Here is a 19,640-nt window from a genome sequence, read left to right as displayed (position 1 = left end):
TGCAAAAGCACGGGGCTGCAACCGGGATGTCGTCAGGCCAGCCTCTTGAGGCTCCTATCCATCAGAACTTACATTAACTTAGCGGCGTTCGGCGGTTAATCAATGGGGTTGTGCTGTGGCCCCTCAAGGCTTTGCTTCCTTAGTACATCGGGAGAAAAATATAACGCCTGCCGGAGCGCATCGCCGGCGAGCAACCCGCTACGTGCCGAAAACCCCGAGGCCGGCAAGACGGGATCGATCATGCGGGCGATCGAAGTCGATCGCCGGGCCCGCCGGCACGATCCCGGCGGGATTGATGTGCTGGATACCGTAATATCCGCGCTTTATATCGTCGATCCGGACCGTTTCACGGATTCCCGGCCACTGATAGAGCTCGCGCAGGTAGTTGGAGAGGCAGGGATAATCCTCGATCCGGCGGATATTGCATTTGAAGGCGCCGTGATAGGCGACGTCGAAACGGACGAGGGTTACGAAGAGGCGAATGTCCGCCTCGGTCAGATATTCACCGGCGAGATATCGGTTCACGTCGAGATGTCGCTCGAGTTCATTGAGCATGCCGAATAGGCTTACGACGGCCTCGTCATAGGCGGCCTGAGTCTTGGCAAATCCGGCCCGGTAGACGCCGTTGTTGACACACGCGTAGATCGGCTCGTTCCAGCGATCGATGGCGGTGCGGAGCGCCGCGGGGTAGAGATCGAGGCGGTTGCCGGTCAAGCGGTCGAAGGCCGAGTTCAGAATGCGAAGGATATCGGCCGACTCGTTGTTGACGATCCGGCCTTCCTGCATGTCCCAGAGCACGGGGACGGAGACCTTCCCGGAATAGCCCGGGTCGCTCGCCGTATAAAGCTGGTGATGATAGCGGACGCGCCCCACGCGGGTGCCCGCATCCACAGGTTCGTCATAGATCCACCCGTCCTCGCCGAGCACGGGATTTGCGGCCGTAAGCCCGACGATCTCCTGAAGTCCCTTGAGGTTGCGCATCGCGATCGTCCGGGATGCCCATGGACAGAGATAGGAGACAAACAGCCGGTAGCGCCCCGCTTCCGCGGCGAATGACGGCTGGCCGTCCGGCCCGGATCGTCCGTCAGTGGTGATCCAATAGCGGAAGCGGGTCGGCTCGCGATGGAACGCGCCGTCCTTCATCTCGCTTGCGGCGACATCATTCTTGACCCATTTTCCCTGGACGAGCTGCGGCACCTAAGTTCTCCTGCGGCATTGCATTGGGCGGTTCGGGAGCCTACCTCCCATAGGGCCTGCTGCCGGTCAATCACGCGCGGAGGTGACGGTTTGTTCGCAATCCGCATAACGGGGAGCGTGGCAGCGCAAGTGCAGGAGCGCCGCTGTGCCGAGCAGAGCGCGGTACGAGAGGAGGATTCACGATGAGGAAACTCGCCGTCATCGCCGTCGTCGCGGTCATCATCGTCGCCATCATCTGGCTCCTCAACACATCCTATCTGGTGGCACCGCCGGCCGGAGCCGCGAAGGTCCTCGCCCATCGCGGCATTCATCAGGTCTTCAGTCTGGACGAGGTGGGCAACGACACCTGCACGGCTGAGCGTATCGAACCGCCGCGCCATGCCTATCTCGAGAACACGATCGCCTCCATGCGCGCAGCACTCGACAGCGGCGCCGAGGTGATCGAACTGGATGTCCACCTGACTCCCGACCGCCAGTTCGCCGTCTTCCACGATTGGACGCTCGACTGCCGCACAAATGGAGCGGGCGTTACGGAAGAGACGCCGATGTCCAAGCTGAAGACGCTCGATATCGGTTACGGCTACACGGCGGACGGCGGGAAGACCTTTCCCTTCCGCGGCCAGGGAGAAGGCCAGATGCCGACGCTGGGGGAAGTTTTCACCGCCCTGCCCCACGGCCGGTTCCTGATCAACTTCAAGAGCGAGCGGCGCGAGGAAGGTGCGACCCTTGCCGTCATGCTGCGGTTTCACCCGGAGTGGCGCAAATTGATTTTCGGGGTTTACGGAGGCAGAGCGCCGACGCAGGAGACCCTGCGGCTGGTCGGCGGGCTGAGGGGCTACGACCGGCAATCCACCATGGCCTGCCTTGGCCGCTATGCCGCCTATGGCTGGACCGGGATCGTGCCGGAGGCCTGCCGCGATACGCTGATCGTCGTACCCGCCAACTACGCGCCTTTTCTGTGGGGCTGGCCTTACCGGTTTGCTGCCCGAATGCAGGCCGCCGGAAGCGAGATCATCCTGCTCGGGCCCCATCACCGCGGCGACTTCACATCCGGAATCGACAGCGCCGAACAGCTCGCCCTCGTTCCGGAGAATTTTTCCGGCTACGTCTGGACCAATCGGGCCGAGACGATCGGACCGCTTCTGAACAAGAGGCTCGCCGCCTCGAATGACCAAAAATAGCCACTACGTTGAGCGCTTATCGCGGAAAATCGAGTCCCATCTCGCGGAAACGCTCCGGATCGTCGCCCCAGTTCTCGCGCACCTTGACGAACAGAAAGAGGTGCACGGGCTGTTCCAGGATCTCGGAAATTTCCTTGCGGGCCGCGGTCGAGATCGCCTTGATCGCCTCCCCGCCCTTGCCGAGCGCGATCTTCTTCTGACTGTCGCGCTCGACATAGATCACCTGTTCGATGCGCACCGAGCCGTCCTTGCGCTCTTCCCATTTCTCCGTCTCGACGTGGGACGCGTAAGGGAGTTCCTGATGGAGGCGGAGGAACAGCTTCTCGCGGGTGATCTCGGCCGCGAGCTGGCGCATCGGCAGATCGGAGATCTGGTCCTCCGGATAGTACCATGGCCCCTCCGGCAATGCGACCGCAAGGTAGTCCATAAGGTCGCCGCAGCCGGAGCCGGTCAGCGCGGAAATCATGAAGGTACGCTCGAAGGGAACGACTTCGTTAGCGGCGGCCGCAAGCTTCAAGAGGTCCTCCGGGCGAACCCGGTCGATCTTGTTAAGGACCAGGATCTTCGCTTGGGGAACGTCCTTCAGGCCCTCGAGGATCGTTTCGGCGTCGCCCTTCAGCCCGCGCTCGCTGTCGATCAGCAGCATGATCAGGTCGGCATCCTTGGCGCCGCCCCAGGCCGTCGTCACCATGGCCCGATCCAGCCGGCGGCGCGGTTTGAAGATGCCGGGTGTGTCCATGAAGACGATCTGAGTCCTGTCATGGATGGCAATGCCGCGGATGATCGCTCGCGTCGTCTGCACCTTGTGGCTGACGATCGATACCTTCGCGCCGACCAGATGGTTCACCAAGGTCGACTTTCCTGCATTCGTCGCGCCGATCAGCGCCACGAAGCCCGAGCGGGTCGCCGTGCTGCCGGCGCCCGTGTCCTGTTGCTTGTCCGTCATAGCTTCCGTCAATTTCCGGCAGACCGTTTCTGCCAAACACCTTCGCGTTCCAACAATCGCATGGCAGCGATCTGCTCGGCCCCGCGCTTCGAGCGATCGGTCCCCGTTTCCGGCCCGATCCCGTCGACCTCTACGGTCACGGTGAAGCGCGGATCGTGGTCGGGACCGGAGCGATCATCCGTCCTGTATCTCGGCGCCACCCCGAACTTGGCGTGCGCCCATTCCTGCAATTCCGTCTTGGCGTCCCGGCGGGCACCGTCAGCGCTTGCTGCGCGATCGGTCCAGTGCCGCAGCACGAAGCGACGCGCCGCCTCCAACCCGCCATCGAGATAGATCGCGGCGATCAGCGACTCTACCACATCGGCCCGCACATTCATCATGTGCTTGCCGGTGATCTTCTTCACGTCGGAGCCGGTGCGAATGAATTCGTGCAGCGACAGCTCGTCGGCAACCCGGGCGCAGCTCTCGGCGCTGACGAGTTGGTTCAAGCGAACCGACAGCTCGCCCTCATTGGCGTCGAGGAACGTCTGGAACAGGAGTTCGGCGACGCAAAGTCCGAGGACGCGGTCGCCGAGGAATTCAAGCCGCTGATAGTTGCTCGCGCGCGCATTGCGGGCGCTGGAATGCGTCAGCGCGCGGTCGAGGCGTTCCTTCTCGGCGAACTGATAACCGATCGCGGTCTCGAGCCTTGCCCGATCCTCCGCGCTCAGCGACCGTCCCTTCATCATTCGACGACCTTGAACAGCCGGTCGTAACGCAGATTCGCCGGCCAATTCCAGATTTTCAGGAAGGACGTGTCGTTGCCGAGAGAGAAGAAGATCATGCTGGCACGACCGACCAGGTTTTCCGCCGGCACGAAACCGACGTCGAAGCGGCTGTCGGAGGAATTGTCCCTGTTGTCGCCCATCATGAAGTAATGGCCTTCCGGCACCAGGAATTCGCGGGTGTTGTCTCCGCTGGAATCCGGGAACTGGTCGAGCGTGTCATAGGTCACACCCGTGTCCATCGTCTCGCGGTAGACGGGCACGTCGCCGCCGGTGTCATAGTTGTCGTCTGCCCGGAAGGTTCCGTCCGGGACCCGATCGACCGGCTTGCCGTTGACATGGAGGACACCGTTCCTGACCTGAATGCGGTCCCCCGGCAGGCCCACGACACGCTTGATATAGTCGATGTCCGGATTGGGCGGAAAGCGGAACACGACGATATCGCCGCGCTTCGGCTCGCTTGCAAAGATCCGGCCGCTGAAAAGATCCGGCGAAAAGGGCAGCGAGTATTTCGAATAGCCGTAGGCGAACTTGTTGACGAAGATATAGTCGCCGACGAGCAAAGTCGGCATCATCGAGCCGGACGGAATCGTGAAGGGCTGGAAGAAAACGGTGCGAATGACCAAAGCCAAGAGCAGCGCCTGAACAATGACCTTCACATTCTCCCAGAGGGCGCTCTGGTGCGTTTCTGTCTTTTCTTCCACGCTCAGTTCTTCCTTGTCGTCCTGCCGCGCAACCGCACATTCATGTGTTCACCGGGCCAGGTCGCTTCAAGCGACTGCCGGAGCGGCGCTATCCCGGCAGTGCTCTAAACCGTTCCCTCGGCGGGGGCAACCGGCAGCGCCTCGATAATCACGAAAGCTTGTGCAAGCGGGAAGTCATCGGTGATCGTCAGATGAATGGCGGCGCGGTGCCCAATGGGCAGCATCTCCTGAAGGCGGGCCGCCGCACCGCCGGTCAGTTGCATCGTCGGCTTGCCGCCCGGCATATTGACCACACCCATGTCCTTCCAGAAAACCCCTTGCGCGAGGCCGGTGCCCAACGCCTTCGAACAGGCCTCCTTGGCGGCGAAGCGCTTGGCATAGGAGGCCGCGCGGTTCTTGCGCGCATCCGATTTGGCGATCTCGATGTCGGTGAAGCAACGGTTGACGAAGCGCTCGCCAAATCGTTCGAGCGAGCTTTCGATGCGGCGAATATCGATGAGATCGCTGCCGATGCCGATGATCATGACGGGTATCCGGCTTTCTGCAGCCGCTCCCGCCGCCGGACCTGGAATACCCGGGCGGTCTGGAAGGCAAGCGGGTAAAAGATCAAAGCCCCGGCGAGCGCGAGGGCCAGCGAGCCGACGAGCACGGGCTTGAGCACGGGCCCCCACAGTTCGGCAAGCTGCATTTGCTCGATCAATCGGGCGATCTCCGCCGAGCCGACGCCCGGACCGGCCTGCGGTCCCGTGAGCGCAACGCCGATCTCGTAGGAAACGGTCAGGATCATCGGAATGGTGATCGGATTGGCGAGTGCAGTGGTGATGACCGCTGCGACGAGATTGCCGGAGAAGATCCAGGCGAGAATGACTGCCAGAACTATATGCAGGCCGAACAAAGGCGTGCATGCGGCGGCTGCGCCAGCGGCTACGCCGACGGCAATCGAATGGGGAGAAGAATTCAGGCGGAGTATGCGGAGGGCGATATAACGCGGACCGCGCGAGAGCCCCTTGCGCGGCCAGAAGAAAGCGCGAAGGCGTTCCGAAATCGTGACCGGTTCTCTGCGCCTAAATAGCATTCTGTCGTCGCATCTTGTAACCGCCGATCGGCGCCCCTGTGATGGGCGCAAGATAGGCGTCAGACCCGCAAGGCGCAAGGTTGACGGGCGATGGGTGGAGTTGCCCCTTAGAGCCATTCAGCATATGCATAGCTCGAAAACAGGCTTCCCGAATCGACAGACGGTGGTCCAAGCCGCTCCGCCACCCGGATCGATGGGATCCGGAAAACGCGTCAGCATGGGGTTACCTGCTGATCAGAAATCCTTGCGGAACAGACCGCGGTCGATCTGACGCTGACGATATTCGAGGTCGATGCGGTCGATCGAGCCGTTCAGATAGGCAATTTCGCGCTCTTCGATGGTGGGGATGTGCAGGGCACGGGTGATTTTCTTCAACTGCTTGAACATGGCAAACCTCTTCGTTTACCTCCCGATCGAATAAGTAGTTTAGCGATCGGTGTTCTACCAGCGCCATGATCAACCGGCAGCCATGCACCCAGCGCATGACCTGCCGATTTTATGCCTCGCATTGCTCGCCAAGGAGGCAAGAAGCGGAGGCCTAATCGAAAAGCCGCTTGACCAGAGAAATGCTCGGCAATTCCTTGAGCTGCGTCATCAGGTGATTGAGTTGACGCAGGTCCCAGACCTCCAGATCGAACTGCAACTCGCTGAAATCGGCGGCAACCCGCCCCATGGAAAGCGAGCGGATATTGACGTCGCTGGTGGCGATCGCCTGGGCGATCTCTGCCAGCGTGCCAGGTTCGTTGAGGGCGCTTACGGCGATCCGCGCCATGAAACGGTTATTGTTGGCCTCGTCGAGGTCCCAGCGAACGTCGATCCAGCGCTCCGGCTCCTCGTCGAATTTCTGCAGAATCGGTGACTGGATGGGATAGATGGTGATGCCCCTGTCCCGATCCATGATGCCAACGATGCGATCGCCGGGGACGGCCCCGGCGGGACTGAAATGCACCTCGGCATTGCCGGAAAGGCCGCGGATCGGCAGCGCTTCCGGGCCCTCCACCTGCCCCGCCGCGGCTGCCTCCTTCGACCGCTCCGGCAGCTTGAAAACCATGCCGGCGGCGCTGCGCATGTTGAACCAGCCGTCATCGGCACTCGGCTTGACGGTCACCCGTTCGTCCTGGTGATCGGGGAAGACGGCGCGCAGCACGTCGAGCGAGGAGAGCTCGCCTCGGCCGACGGCGGCGATCGCATCCTCGACTTCCTTCTGGCCGAGCCGGTGCAGCACCGGCTTCAGCCCTTCGCGCGAGAAGGTCTTGCCGGCCCGTTCGAATGTGCGCTCCAGGATGCGGTAGCCGAGACCCGCATATTGCTTGCGGATGGCGGCACGAGTGGCGCGCCGGATCGCCGCGCGTGCCTTGCCGGTGACGACGATCTCCTCCCAGGCGGGTGGCGGCACCTGGATGCCGGAACGGATGATCTCCACCTCGTCGCCATTGTTGAGGCGGGTGACGAGCGGCATGATGCGGCCGTTGATCTTGGCACCCACGCAGGTGTCGCCGATATTGGTGTGCACGGCATAGGCGAAATCGATCGGGGTCGCGCCGCGCGGCAGCGCGATCAACTGCCCCTTGGGCGTGAAGCAGAAGACCTGGTCCTGGAAGAGCTCGAGCTTTGTGTGCTCGAGAAATTCCTCGGGATTGTCACCCTCGGCAAGCGATTCGATCGTGCGCCGCAGCCAGGCATAGGCGTTCGACGTCGGAGACCGTGTCGGATCGCCTGTGAGGGCGTCGCGATCCTTGTAGAGCGCATGGGCGGCAATGCCGTACTCGGCGATCTCATGCATGCGCCTAGTGCGGATCTGCAGCTCGATGCGCTGGCGCGAAGGCCCGATGATCGTCGTGTGGATCGACTGGTAATCGTTTTGCTTCGGCGTCGAAACATAGTCTTTGAAGCGGCCGGGAACGACGCGCCAGCGGGTATGCACAATGCCGAGCGCCCGATAGCAGGAGGGGATATCGTCGACCATGATGCGGAAGCCCCAGACATCCGACAGCTGCTCGAAGGAAAGCGATTTCGACTGCATCTTGCGGAAGACGGAATAGGGCTTCTTCTGACGCCCCTTCACCTGAGCATTCCGCAAGCCCTCGGCCTGGAGCAGTTCGCTCAGTTCCTCCTCGATCTTCTTGATCAAGCCTTCGTTGCGCTGGGAGAGCTCCTCCAGCCTCCTCGTGACGGTTTCATAGGCCTCCGGATTGATATGGCGGAAGGCGAGGTTCTCGAGCTCCTCGCGCATGTCCTGCATGCCCATGCGCCCGGCCAGCGGCGCATAGATGTCCATCGTCTCCTCGGAGATCCGGGCGCGTTTTTCCGCCGACATGTGGTCGAGCGTGCGCATATTGTGCAGCCGGTCGGCGAGCTTCACCAAAAGCACACGGACATCGTCCGATATCGCCAACAGCAGCTTGCGCAGGTTCTCCGCCTGCTTGGCCTTCTTGGTGACGAGGTCGAGCTTCTTGATCTTCGTCAGGCCTTCGACAAGCGCGCCGATATCCTCGCCGAAGAGTTCGTCGATCTCCTGCCGCGTCGCCGTCGTGTCCTCGATCGTGTCATGCAGCAGCGCAACGGCGATCGTCGATTCGTCGAGATGCATCTCGGTGAGGATCGCCGCCACTTCCAAGGGGTGCGAAATGTAAGGATCGCCGCTTGCCCGCTTCTGCTGCCCGTGTTTTTGCATGGCATAGACATAGGCCTTGTTCAGCAAGGCCTCGTTCACGTCAGGCTTGTATTTCTGCACGCGCTCAACGAGCTCGTATTGGCGCATCATTCGCAGGCGGCTCCATGGCAGTCAGACAAACAAAAAGTGCGCCAATCATATGAGTGGCGCACTGCTTCGAAAACACGTTTGGAACGGCTGTTCGCGAACGGATCTCAGTAGTCGTCGCTCTTTTCCGGCGGTACCAGGCCTTCGATGCCGGCCAGTAGCTCCTCTTCCGACATGCGGTCGAAGGTCAAAGCCTCCGGCTGGTCCTCGTCTTCCGCAGCCTCCGCAAAAGCGGCGGGTTCCGACTGGGCGATCGCGGCCGCGTCGGGCTCGGGCTCGTCCACTTCCACATGCTTCTGCAGGGAATGGATCAGATCTTCCTTGAGATCGCCCGGCGAAAGGGTCTCGTCGGCGATCTCGCGCAGGGCGACGACCGGATTCTTGTCGTTGTCGCGGTCGACCGTGATCGGGGCGCCCTGAGAGATCAGGCGTGCGCGGTGGCTGGCGAGCAGGACGAGTTCGAAACGGTTTTCGACCTTGTCGATGCAGTCTTCGACGGTGACGCGGGCCATGGCCTTGTCCTTTGCGAGAGCGCGGCGGCTGCCGCGGCGGGATTAACGACACGAAACCGGAACGCCGCAACAGGACGGCACTTGCAGCTCCGATTTCTGGAATTAGTCGCCCGGATACAATCAAAACAGCACAAGTTCAAGTTTTTCCTGCACCCGCCGCTCACATCATTCCCGACCCCATGATAGAATACGACATATCCGCGATGCGGCCGAGGTCCACATATATGGATTGTATTTTGGGAGGCGCCAGCCGAAATCTCCACCAGCAATCGTAAATTGAAGTGTGGATGAACTGGAGCAACTGCTAAAACTTGCTATATGCACCGTACGCCGCTTGGATTAATGCGTGGCATAACTTACATTATTTGCAATATCAGCAATTATTAATGTAATGCGCCTATTTTCTGCGCGCCTTCTGCGGGGGCAGACGGCTATAATGCGCAGGGCATGGAAAAGGAAATTACGATGTTCGATCCTCGCGAAAAAATCGCTCTTTTCATCGACGGCGCCAATCTCTACGCCGCCTCGAAGAGCCTGGGCTTCGACATCGATTACAGAAAGCTGCTGAAGGCATTCCAGAAACGCGGTTACCTGCTGCGCGCTTACTATTACACCGCACTTATCGAAGACCAGGAATATTCCTCTATTCGCCCATTGATCGACTGGCTTGATTACAACGGCTACAAGGTCGTCACCAAACCGGCGAAGGAATTCACCGACTCGCTCGGTCGGCGTAAGATCAAGGGAAACATGGATATCGAGCTGGCGATCGACGCGATGGAGCAGTCCGAAACGGTCGATCATCTGGTGATCTTCTCGGGTGACGGCGATTTCACCACGCTTGTCGAGGCGCTGCAGCGCAAGGGACGCAAGGTCTCGGTCGTCTCGACGATGTCGACGCAGCCGCCGATGATCGCCGACGACCTGCGCCGCCAGGCCGACCACTTCATCGATCTGGCGACGCTGAGGGGCGAGATTGGCCGCGAGCCGTCCGAACGCATGGCACGCCCGCCCGAGCCCGTTTCCAACGACGCCGAGGCTTGATAGAAACAGCGTTCAAGCCCGTTCGTTCCGCCCGGCCTTCCGGCGCGGGCGGGACGATGCATCGCGCCTACTGCTTGATCGCATCTCGCGCGGCCGCGGAAAGTTGCGCGGCCAGTTCAGCCGCGCTCCTTCAGCAGACGGTTCTTCTGCCGGTTCCAGTCGCGCTCCTTGGACGTCTCGCGCTTGTCGTGCAGCTTCTTGCCCTTGCCGAGCGCCAGTTCCAGTTTCGCCCGGCCCCGATCGTTGAAGTAGATCTTGAGCGGGATGAGCGACATGCCCTCGCGATTGACCGCGCCCTGCAGCCGGTTCACCTCGCGCTTCGACAACAGCAATTTGCGGCGGCGCCGGGTCTCGTGATTGAACCGATTGGCCTGGAGATATTCCGGCAGGTAGGAATTGATCAGCCAGATCTCGCCGCCCTCGTCGGTGGCATAGGATTCCGAGATATTGGCCTTTCCCTCGCGCAACGACTTGACCTCCGTGCCGGTCAGCACAAGACCGGCCTCGTAGGTATCGACGATCTCGTAGTTGAAGCGGGCCTTGCGGTTTTCCGCCACCACTTTCCTGACCGTACGCTCGCTGCCCTTGGGTGCCATCAGTTCATCAATCCCGCATGCCTGAGCGCCGCGTCGATCGCCGCTTCGGTCGCCGGCTCGAGCGTCGGCAGCAGCGGCGAGCGCACGGCGCGGCTCATCCGCCCGAGGCGATGAAGCGCATATTTTGCGCCGCAGAGGCCGGGCTCCAGGAAGATGGCCTTGTGAAGCGGCATCAACTGGTCCTGATATTCCAGCGCCTTGGCGTAATCGCCGGTAAGCGTCGCCTGCTGGAACTCGGCGCAGAGGCGCGGCGCGACATTCGCCGTTACCGAGATGCAGCCCACACCGCCATGCGCGTTGAAGCCGAGCGCCGTCGCATCCTCGCCGGAAAGCTGGACGAAATTCTTCCCGCAGGCCATGCGCTGCTCGGAGACGCGCTCGATCTTGCCGGTCGCATCCTTGACGCCGACGATCGTCGGATAGGCCTTCGCCAGCGCTGCCATGGTCTCGACGCTCATGTCGACGACCGAACGGCCCGGAATGTTGTAGATGACGATCGGCAGCTTCACGCTTTCGGCAATCGCCGCATAGTGAGCGAAGAGGCCCTTCTGCGTCGGCTTGTTGTAATACGGCGTCACGACCAGGATGGCATCCGCGCCCGCCTTTTCGGCGTGCTGCGCCAGCTCGACCGCCTCGGTCGTGTTGTTGGAGCCGGCGCCGGCGATAACCGGCACGCGCCGCGCGGCCGCCTCGACGCAGAGCTCCACCACCTGCTTGTGTTCGTCATGCGAAAGGGTCGGCGATTCACCGGTGGTGCCGACCGGCACAAGGCCGTGGCTCCCCTCTTTTATCTGCCATTCCACATGCGCGACGAAACTTGCCGCGTCCACCGCGCCGGTGGACGTGAACGGGGTTACGAGTGCGGGAATGGAACCCTTGAACATGCACAACTCCTGACGGCTGGGGGGGCAAGCATGCGCCCACGCTTTGGCCGCATTCGACGGTTAGAAACTGCCGCACCATAATCATGTGACATGGCTGCGGCAAGCGTCGGACAGGCGCATTTCCTAGCAGTTTTCCTGCAATTTCGACCGCGCGTCGCTCGGCAGGGGCAGCCAGGAATGCGGGAGGATCCGGCCTTTGCCGGCAATTGCAGCGATGACGGATGTCCGCTAACTTTTCGTTAGTGAATCCAGCAGCTAATAAATTGAGAGAAACGGGGAAGCACGGGGCTTGATGCGCAGACCACTCTTTCTGCCTGTCGCCGCCATTTCCGGCGCTGCGATGCTGGCGTCCTCCGCCCTTGCGACCGAGACCCGGCTCCCCGTGCCGACAAAAAGGCCCGGTTCGCCCGCACCCGCATCGGTCGTCGCCAATGAGGTCACCGGCGCCATACGGGCCGCAATCACACCCGTCGCTTCCGATCTGAAGACGGGCCTCGATGCGCTCTCCGATCGCCAGCCGTCCGAGGCGATGGTTGTCCGCAATCGCATGCGTGCGGGAACGCTCGACCGCCATGTCCTCACCTGGGCAATCGCCGTTTCCGGGCAGAAGGACATCCCGTCCTACGAGATCGCCGAAGCGCAGCGCGAGCTTCACGGCTGGCCCGGCCTAAGGGCCTTGCGCTTCCATTCCGAGCGGGCGCTCTACCGCGAAAATCCGAGTCCGGCAGACGTGGTCGCCGCCTTCGGTTCGAGCGGGCCTGAAACGGCAGAGGGCGCGATCATTCTCGCGCGGGCACTCGTGGCCGAAGGAAAGGCTGACGCGGCGGCACACCACCTTCGTGCTTTCTGGCTGAAGGAGGCGCTGGACAAGGAGACCGAAAGCAAGATCCTTTCGGAATTCTCATCCCTGCTGACGCCTGCCGACCATCGGCGCCGCATGGAGATGCTTCTCTATCGCAGCCGTGTCGAACAGGCGCAGAGGTTCAGCGACCTGGGCAAGGCACAATCGCTCTATAGAGCCTGGGCTGCGGTGGTCCGCGGCAACGGCAAGGCGGCGGCGCTGATCGAAGCGGTCGATGCATCCTGGCGCGACAACCCGGCCTATCTCTTCCTGCGCGTCGAATATCTGCGTAAGCAGGAGAAATTCGAGGAAGCGGCGGAGCTCCTTGCCTTGGCGCCGAAGGACAGCAACGCCCTCGTCGATGCGGGCGAATGGTGGACCGAACAAAGGATCGTCGGCCGCGGCCTGCTCGACAAGGGCGATTTTCGCGGAGCCTACCGGGTTGCTGCCCATCATGCTGCGATCGACGCGACCGACATCGTGGACGCTGAGTTCCATGCTGGATGGTACGCGCTGCGCGGGCTTGAAGATCCAACGACGGCGGCGCGACACTTTCGTAAGATCCTGGCGACGTCGAACCGGCCGATTTCAGCGTCGCGGGCCTGGTATTGGCTGGGACGCGCCGCCGAGGCCGGCGGCCCTGGGAAATCGGACGAGTATTTCGCCAACGCCGCCCGCTATCCCGGCACCTTCTACGGCCAGCTCGCCGCGGCTCGGCTCGGCCGCTCAGCCCTCAACGTCGCCTATCCCTCGCCAACCCCAGAGGATCGCGCCCGGCTCGAAGATCGCGAAGCCGTTCGAGCAATCGAACGCCTGGAAGCCGCCGGCCACGGCTGGCGCGCGGAAAGCCTCTACCGCGCGCTTGCCGAGGACCTGACCGATCCGGGCGAACTCGCCATTCTCTCGGCAAGGGCGGAAAAGGCGGGTAATCATCAACTGTCCCTGCAGATCGGCAAGATCGCCTTCGGCCGCGGCATCGATGTGGCCGCCCTCGCCTTTCCCCTCGGCGTCATCCCGACGGACGCCAATATCAGCGGCGCCGGCAAGGCACTTGCCTACGCTATCGCCCGCCAGGAAAGCGCCTTCAATCCGGCCGCGGTGTCGGCCGCCAATGCCCGCGGCCTGCTGCAGCTCCTGCCGGCGACGGCGAAGGGTGTCGCCAGCCGCTACGGCCTTGCCTATTCCAAGGACCGGCTGACGAGCGACGCCGGCTACAACGCGACGCTCGGCTCGCACTATCTCGGCGAGCAGATCGATCGTTTCGGCGGCTCCTACATCCTGACGTTCATCGCCTACAATGCCGGACCCGGCCGGGTGCCGGAATGGCTGGCGCGCTACGGCGACCCGCGCGGCAAGCCGATCGACGAGGTGGTCGACTGGATCGAACGGATTCCCTTCGAGGAAACCCGCAACTATGTTCAGCGGGTGATGGAGAACTACCAGGTCTACAAATCCCGTCTCGGGCAGAAGGCGGACATCGTCGCCGACCTGAGGATGGGCCGCAATCCTTCCTGAGCCGCAGCGCCGCAGGCAGGGACAATCTCCGAAAAACCGAAGGATGGAGCCATGCGAGAGCATCCGGTGCGTGAGAAACAACTGTTTCGGGAGCACTATTTTCGCGCGAGGGACGGCCTCAGGCTCTATGGCAGACGCTACGGCAGCGAAGTCATAGGCCGTGACGCGAAGACGCCCATCGTCTGCTTGCCCGGGCTGACGCGCAACAGCCGCGATTTTCATCCTCTGGCAGCTTTCCTTGCCTCGCCCGACGGCGGTGCTTTTCCCGTTGTCACGCTGGACTATCGCGGCCGGGGACAGTCGGAGCGTGACAGCGACAAGTCCCGTTACACGATCGCCGTCGAAGCCGGGGATGTCGTCGCCGCCTGCGCCCATTTCGGCATAAGCAAGGCAACCTTCATCGGCACGTCGCGAGGCGGGCTCATCCTGCATCACCTCATCATGTCCGCCCCTGCCCTCATCGGCCGGGTCGTGCTCAACGACATCGGTCCGGTGATCGAGCTCGAAGGGCTGCTGAGGATCAGGGATTACCTCAATGCTCCGGCGAGCCCGCGTAGCTGGGCGGAGGCCCCAGGCTTCCTGCAGCGCATCCACGGACCAGACTTCCCCCGCCCCGAACCGCAGGACTGGCAAGAGATGGCGAATGCGATCTATCGGGATGTCGGCGGCATTCCGGTTGCCGACTTCGATCCGGCGATCGCTGCGCAACTGAAGGGCCTGACCGGCGAAGCCGTGCTGCCGTCGCTGTGGCCGCAATTCGAAGCTTTTGCACGCATCCCGGCAATGGTCGTTCGCGGCGAGCATTCACAATTGCTGAGTGCGGCAACCGTTGAGGAAATGGCCAGGCGGCATCCCGGGCTGGTTGCTGTCACCGCGGGAGGCCAGGGCCACGCTCCGCTGTTGCATCTCGACGGGCTCAAAGACGAAATCGCCGCTTTCATTCGAAGCTGACGAATATTCCTGTGCCCCCCGGATCCCCAGGCTGGTGAGGCATGGCAGGGGTCCTATTCAGTGTCGCGGCATCCCCAACCCCGCAAAGAAAAAGCCCGGCTCAAGAGCCGGGCTTCTCTCTACTGACCGAGGTCAAGTCAGATTAGAAGTCACGCTGCAGGCGGAGGAAGCCGCTGACCTGCTCTTCAGCGTCATCCGGATCCGTGTAGTTGATCGTGAAGCGCGAAGCGAGGCCTTCGGTGATCTGGTAATCAGCCGTGATACCAACGCGCCACTGATCGTCACCGGAGTCGAAGCCGCCGGCGCCGTCGTTCAGGTCACCCCAGTACTGAGCGCCGGGGGTGATTGCGAACTTTTCCGTTGCATTGAAGCGGTACGAAGCAGCAACGCTCCACTCGGAGTCAGACCAGTAAGCGTTCGGGTCGGATGCCCAGATCGCAGCGGCCTGGAAGGTGCCCGGACCAACGTCTGCAGAGAGCAGAGCGCGGATCGCGCCTTCTTCCTGTTCGGTGTCGAAGGCGCCGAGCAGGTCGAAGGCTACGCCGCCGAGCGTCGCGGAAACGATACCTTCGACGCCAACGCCGTTAGCCTTGGTGGTAGCGCCTTCGAGTTCGTCTACAGCGATACCGGCCTGGAAGGTGCCGCCATCATAGAGGTAAGCGATCGAGTTGAACTCAGTGTTTTCGCCGATCGAGTCGGTTTCACCGTTCAGACCCTTATCCCACCAGCTGTAGAAGAAGCCGGCCTTGAGGCCGCCGAGCTGGATGTAGGCTTCATCGACGTCGATCAGGCTGTCGCCTTCGTCGGTGTCGTTGTCGGCATTGAACTCAGCAGCGAAGAAGCCGGTGAGCGTGCCGTACTCGGTGTCGCTCTTGGCGTCGAACGAGATGTAAGCGCGGGAGAAGACATCCCAGTCCGACGTGGACTGCAGACCGAAATCTTCAGCATTCCAACGGTTGTCAGCAGCGTCACGGCCGAAGTCGCCCTGTACGCGGATGAAGCCGCCGATCTTGAGGCAGGTTTCCGTGCCCGGGATGTAGAAGTAGCCCGTGCCGAAAGCGTCGCAGACGCGGACATATTCCATGGGCTCCGGCTCGGCAGCGACGATAGCGTCGGCAGCCTGGGCGCCGGATACTGCTGCGAGAGCAGCAGCGGAGCCGAGAAGAAGGCTCTTGATGTTCATTTCTGACCTCCAGTCAAAAGTTTCAAACGGGTCTGGGTTTCTTTGCTGAAGGACAGCGTTCCCTGCCCCATCCCCAACGTTCAAGAAGTCGGACGATCAACCGCCCTTGCTTCCGGAGTTGAAAATACAAAACGGAGAGGGGCGCGCAATGTCCAACTTGTCAGATCAACTCCTTTGCGCCGCCCTTCCCTGATCCCTGTTGCTGAAACGACACAAAATCGCCCAAGACGGCCCGGGGTTGTTAACAAAGCCTTAAGAAAATCCTTTAGCCATGGGGAGTTAGCGGAGACCCACGGGACCGATTTTGTTTCAGAAAGAGGCAGAATGAGGCCGAAAACAGGGGCAAAACCGGGCAGCGAAGCTACGGCGCGCCGCCTTCGCACAAGTCTCGACTCGCCAGGACGGGCATCCGGGGAGCTGGAGCCGAGGCCTTTTTCGAGCGATTCCCGGAGAATCAGCGGCTGGAGATTCGCGCATGTCCGACGACTCGCACAGAGACCCCAGGGGAAGTTAGGCTGGCCCACCCTTACGCGAGAAGTCGTCCGGCAATGGCACCATGAAGTGGCGCTTCGACGGGCGCCGACCGAAGTGTTGATGTGAGCTCTGCCGGGACACGATCAGCAGCTAAGTGAAGGGCTTTGTTGGATTATGGCGGAGAAGAAGGGATTCGAACCCTCGATACCGTTTCCGGTATACTCCCTTAGCAGGGGAGCGCCTTCGACCACTCGGCCACCTCTCCGTTAGCGCCTGACTAGTGGCAGCGCGGCTTCAATGCAAGATTTTTTTGTCGAATTTCAGGAATTCCCGCCATTTTCGTCGTGGTCGAGCGGGCGCTGTTGATCGCGTGGCGGCAAGGCTGAAGCAAGTCGGATCAGTGAGTGTGACGTCGCCGCGACAGAATGGTCCGTGCTATCGGGTTCTGCACCGGACAAGACAGCTATTCCCCGGATCACGCCATGTCGATGATCATCCATCTCGCTCACGGAAAGCCCGGCCAATCGGCCGTTGCCTATCCGCATTATCATATCGAGCGCCCCTGCCGCATTCTCGTCATCGGCAGTCAGTTGAAGGCGAAGACCAAATATCAGGCGCTGCTGCGGCACATTTCGATCGGCGGCGCCATGCTCGACTTCAACGCCGCTATTCCACTACCAAAACACTTCTTTCTGGAGATCGACGGCTTCAAGGAGGAGATCGGCTGTGCCGAGGTGCATCGCAGCGGGACGGAACTCGGCGTACGCTTCAACATGCTGCTCGCACAGGAGTTCCTGAGCACGCTGATTCGTCTCCAGTTCTCAAGCGGATTGTGAGTGCGGGCGGCACTCCCCCCGCTTGTCCCCGTGCTATCATTAGATTTCTATTGAATATCTTCAATCGATTGCAAGATTGCTGGCGGAAAATGACCGTCGACCCTGCAGGCGTCCGCCGCCTCAAGGGCGCCGGCAAATGACTTGCCGGGATCTGGCAAAGCTCCGTTGACCGATCGGCGAACACCCGCACGACGGCATCGCGAGCGGCGCGATCATCGGAGCACGACGCATGCTGCAGTCGACCATGTATTCGCTTGTTCCATCGCTGCTTTACGAGCGGCGTTACGAACGCTTCGCGATCGGACATGCCGCAACGCTGATGTCGGTGCGGCCGGCGCTTGGCGGCGTGTCGATCCGCGCCTGCAAGATGACCGACATCTCGCGCGGTGGAGCGAGTTTCTCCGTCAGCACGACCATCGGCCTGCCTGCGCACTACTATCTCCACATCGTGGGAACGAATGTCCGGATCGGCTGCGCCGAGGTTCACCGGCGGGACAACCGCATCGGGGTGCAGTTCATCAAGCCCATCGACGAAGCATTCCTCCACCAAATCGTGCGCCACGAATTTTTCACCGGCCAGACCGGCAAGGTTAAATCCGCACCTCCCGCGCCCGCAGTCGGATATTTCGCGGTTGGGGGACGATAGATGGCGGTGCCGGGGAAATAACGAAACCTGACGCCTTCTCTTTTGCGCATTCCGCTTGCCGTTCCAATGCGATAAGTTCCGCGGCGCTTTTCGAACGGAGCTCAGTTGTCAAGATGTCTGCATTCTCGCGTTTCACGCCGCTCATCCAATCCCTGCCGGCCACGGTTCCCTTCGTCGGTCCGGAAGCGATCGAGCGGCAGCGCGGCCGCGGGATTGCCGCCCGCATCGGCGCAAACGAGAGCGGCTTCGGGCCGGCCGATTCCGTCTTGCTCGCGATCCAGCGGGCCGCCGGCGAAACCTGGAAATACGCAGACCCCGAAAATTACGAGCTGAGGCACGCACTCGCGGCGCATCTCGGCATCTCGCCTGCCCATATCGCCGTCGGAGAGGGGATCGACGGCCTGCTCGGGCAGATCGTCCGCCTCGTCGTCGAGCAGGGAACGCCGGTGGTCACTTCGTTCGGCGGCTATCCGACCTTCAACTACCATGTGGCAGGGCATGGCGGCCGGCTCGTCACCGTGCCTTACGTCGATAATCGCGAAGACCTCGGCGGCCTGCTCTCCGCGGTCAAGCGCGAGGCGGCACCGCTCGTCTATCTTGCCAATCCCGACAATCCGATGGGGAGTTGGTGGCCGGCCGAGCGCGTCGTCGAGTTTGCGACCGCCCTGCCCGAAACGACGCTGCTGATCCTAGACGAAGCCTATTGCGAAACGGCGCCGGCCGAAGCTCTGCCGTCGATCGAGAGCCTGATCGAGCGGCCGAACGTCATCCGCACCCGCACCTTCTCCAAGGCCTATGGCCTCGCCGGCGCGCGGGTCGGCTATTCGCTGACGACGCCGGGCAGCGCTCAGGCCTTCGACAAGATCCGCAACCATTTCGGGATGAATCGAATCGGCGTGGCTGCGGCGCTCGCCGCCCTCGCCGACCAGCAATATCTCAATGAAGTGACGCAGCGGATCGCAGCATCGCGCGACCGGATCGCCGGCATTGCGTGTGACAACGGGCTGCGGCCGTTGGCGTCGGCGACGAATTTCGTCGCCATCGATTGCGGACGGGATGCAACCTATGCCCGGGCGATCGTCGACCGGCTGATGGGCGATCACGGCATTTTCATCCGCATGCCGGGCGTCGCGCCGCTCAATCGCTGCGTCCGGATCAGCACCGGCCCCGATGCCGAGATGGACTTTCTCGAGGCCGCCCTGCCGCTCGTGCTCAAGAGCCTGGCCGAGGGCTAGACTGGAGCTGTCAATGCACCGTCATCCATTCGCGGGCGGCGCGCAGGGCCGCGGCAAGATCGGTCTTGCTCATCGTCGCGGCGAGATCGGCGCGAAGGTCGGCGGCGCGGTCCGAGCCCTTGATGGCGGCGATGTTCAGCCACTTATGGGCGGCCACGAGGTCCACCGGCCGGCCGCGGCCGGTCGCGTAGGCAAGACCCATTTCGCAAAGAATGTCGGCCCGGTTTTCGCCGCCCATTGCCGCATCCGACGTGATCTCGAAGTCAAAGCGTGCCATTTGCTTGTCCCTGTCGTT

General features: G+C 61.9%; 20 protein-coding genes and 1 tRNA gene. 7 read left to right on the top strand and 14 right to left on the bottom strand.

Annotation, left to right across the window (positions count from 1 at the left end; genetic code table 11):
• Positions 1-198: 198 nt before the first annotated feature.
• Positions 199-1,197, bottom strand: coding sequence for a glutathione S-transferase family protein (locus CO664_RS16460; protein WP_097539358.1), 999 nt, complete (start codon positions 1,195-1,197; stop codon positions 199-201).
• Between the two features lie 182 nt (positions 1,198-1,379).
• Between CO664_RS16460 and CO664_RS16455 the strand changes: the two genes are divergently transcribed.
• On the top strand, positions 1,380-2,378 hold the full coding sequence (locus tag CO664_RS16455) for a glycerophosphodiester phosphodiesterase family protein (RefSeq protein ID WP_097539357.1): 999 nt from the start codon (positions 1,380-1,382) through the stop codon (positions 2,376-2,378).
• A gap of 16 nt (positions 2,379-2,394) precedes the next feature.
• Here the strand turns inward: CO664_RS16455 and era are convergent, their stop codons facing one another.
• The 8 genes from era to rpoZ all read right to left on the bottom strand — a co-directional run bounded on the left by era (position 2,395) and on the right by rpoZ (position 9,140).
• Positions 2,395-3,324, bottom strand: coding sequence for a GTPase Era (gene era, locus CO664_RS16450; protein WP_097539356.1), 930 nt, complete (start codon positions 3,322-3,324; stop codon positions 2,395-2,397).
• 8 nt (positions 3,325-3,332) lie between these two features.
• Entirely contained in the window at positions 3,333-4,049 is a 717-nt protein-coding gene (gene rnc, locus CO664_RS16445; protein WP_097526570.1) for a ribonuclease III, read from the bottom strand.
• Positions 4,049-4,792 carry a signal peptidase I gene (gene lepB / locus CO664_RS16440; RefSeq protein ID WP_037413684.1) on the bottom strand — a complete coding sequence of 248 codons (744 nt, stop codon included), beginning with the start codon at positions 4,790-4,792 and terminating at the stop codon, positions 4,049-4,051. The genes rnc and lepB overlap by 1 nt, the downstream gene beginning before the upstream one ends.
• A gap of 104 nt (positions 4,793-4,896) precedes the next feature.
• Complete coding sequence (acpS, locus tag CO664_RS16435; RefSeq protein WP_037413683.1) at positions 4,897-5,316, bottom strand: holo-ACP synthase; 420 nt, start codon at positions 5,314-5,316, stop codon at positions 4,897-4,899.
• Positions 5,313-5,867 carry a DUF2062 domain-containing protein gene (locus CO664_RS16430; RefSeq protein WP_176536608.1) on the bottom strand — a complete coding sequence of 185 codons (555 nt, stop codon included), beginning with the start codon at positions 5,865-5,867 and terminating at the stop codon, positions 5,313-5,315. Before CO664_RS16430 ends, acpS begins: the two co-directional genes overlap by 4 nt.
• A 234-nt stretch (positions 5,868-6,101) precedes the next feature.
• The gene (locus CO664_RS16425; RefSeq protein WP_064506643.1) at positions 6,102-6,254 is read right to left on the bottom strand and encodes a DUF3563 family protein; all 153 of its coding nucleotides are present in this window, start codon (positions 6,252-6,254) and stop codon (positions 6,102-6,104) included.
• Between the two features lie 151 nt (positions 6,255-6,405).
• Positions 6,406-8,631: a bifunctional (p)ppGpp synthetase/guanosine-3',5'-bis(diphosphate) 3'-pyrophosphohydrolase gene (locus CO664_RS16420; protein WP_037413676.1), complete on the bottom strand. Its 2,226-nt coding sequence runs from the start codon at positions 8,629-8,631 to the stop codon at positions 6,406-6,408.
• A 104-nt stretch (positions 8,632-8,735) separates the two neighbouring features.
• The gene (gene rpoZ / locus CO664_RS16415) at positions 8,736-9,140 is read right to left on the bottom strand and encodes a DNA-directed RNA polymerase subunit omega (RefSeq protein WP_037413674.1); all 405 of its coding nucleotides are present in this window, start codon (positions 9,138-9,140) and stop codon (positions 8,736-8,738) included.
• A gap of 465 nt (positions 9,141-9,605) precedes the next feature.
• Between rpoZ and CO664_RS16410 the strand changes: the two genes are divergently transcribed.
• Positions 9,606-10,184 (top strand): NYN domain-containing protein, encoded by a 579-nt coding sequence (locus tag CO664_RS16410; protein ID WP_037413672.1) that lies wholly within the window; start codon positions 9,606-9,608, stop codon positions 10,182-10,184.
• Between the two features lie 116 nt (positions 10,185-10,300).
• Here the strand turns inward: CO664_RS16410 and smpB are convergent, their stop codons facing one another.
• The gene (gene smpB / locus CO664_RS16405; protein WP_037413670.1) at positions 10,301-10,780 is read right to left on the bottom strand and encodes an SsrA-binding protein SmpB; all 480 of its coding nucleotides are present in this window, start codon (positions 10,778-10,780) and stop codon (positions 10,301-10,303) included.
• Positions 10,780-11,664, bottom strand: coding sequence for a 4-hydroxy-tetrahydrodipicolinate synthase (gene dapA, locus CO664_RS16400; RefSeq protein WP_037413668.1), 885 nt, complete (start codon positions 11,662-11,664; stop codon positions 10,780-10,782). The genes smpB and dapA overlap by 1 nt, the downstream gene beginning before the upstream one ends.
• Positions 11,665-11,956: 292 nt before the next feature.
• Here dapA and CO664_RS16395 point away from each other — a divergent pair, with 292 nt between their 5' ends.
• Positions 11,957-14,020, top strand: coding sequence for a lytic transglycosylase domain-containing protein (locus CO664_RS16395; protein ID WP_097539355.1), 2,064 nt, complete (start codon positions 11,957-11,959; stop codon positions 14,018-14,020).
• A 51-nt stretch (positions 14,021-14,071) separates the two neighbouring features.
• Positions 14,072-14,971 carry an alpha/beta hydrolase gene (locus tag CO664_RS16390; RefSeq protein WP_097539354.1) on the top strand — a complete coding sequence of 300 codons (900 nt, stop codon included), beginning with the start codon at positions 14,072-14,074 and terminating at the stop codon, positions 14,969-14,971.
• 142 nt (positions 14,972-15,113) lie between these two features.
• On the opposite strand, the gene CO664_RS16385 is transcribed toward CO664_RS16390, so the two are convergent.
• Both CO664_RS16385 and CO664_RS16380 read right to left on the bottom strand, forming a co-directional pair.
• Complete coding sequence (locus CO664_RS16385) at positions 15,114-16,154, bottom strand: porin (RefSeq protein WP_097539353.1); 1,041 nt, start codon at positions 16,152-16,154, stop codon at positions 15,114-15,116.
• A 649-nt stretch (positions 16,155-16,803) separates the two neighbouring features.
• Positions 16,804-16,893, bottom strand: a tRNA-Ser gene (locus tag CO664_RS16380).
• A gap of 217 nt (positions 16,894-17,110) precedes the next feature.
• On the opposite strand from CO664_RS16380, the gene CO664_RS16375 reads away from it, so the two are divergent.
• The 3 genes from CO664_RS16375 to CO664_RS16365 all read left to right on the top strand — a co-directional run bounded on the left by CO664_RS16375 (position 17,111) and on the right by CO664_RS16365 (position 19,345).
• The gene (locus tag CO664_RS16375) at positions 17,111-17,464 is read left to right on the top strand and encodes a hypothetical protein (RefSeq protein ID WP_037413780.1); all 354 of its coding nucleotides are present in this window, start codon (positions 17,111-17,113) and stop codon (positions 17,462-17,464) included.
• Between the two features lie 229 nt (positions 17,465-17,693).
• Positions 17,694-18,110, top strand: coding sequence for a PilZ domain-containing protein (locus tag CO664_RS16370; protein ID WP_037413660.1), 417 nt, complete (start codon positions 17,694-17,696; stop codon positions 18,108-18,110).
• 113 nt (positions 18,111-18,223) lie between these two features.
• Positions 18,224-19,345, top strand: coding sequence for a pyridoxal phosphate-dependent aminotransferase (locus tag CO664_RS16365; protein WP_097539352.1), 1,122 nt, complete (start codon positions 18,224-18,226; stop codon positions 19,343-19,345).
• 10 nt (positions 19,346-19,355) lie between these two features.
• Here CO664_RS16365 and CO664_RS16360 read toward each other — a convergent pair whose 3' ends face one another.
• Entirely contained in the window at positions 19,356-19,622 is a 267-nt protein-coding gene (locus tag CO664_RS16360; RefSeq protein WP_018239181.1) for a sel1 repeat family protein, read from the bottom strand.
• Between the last annotated feature and the right edge of the window lie 18 nt (positions 19,623-19,640).

Source organism: Sinorhizobium sp. NG07B, from assembly GCF_002532005.1.
Lineage (GTDB): Bacteria > Pseudomonadota > Alphaproteobacteria > Rhizobiales > Rhizobiaceae > Sinorhizobium > Sinorhizobium fredii_C.
The sequence above is the reverse complement of the archived record's forward strand: the minus strand, read 5'-3'. Positions and strand labels throughout refer to the sequence as shown.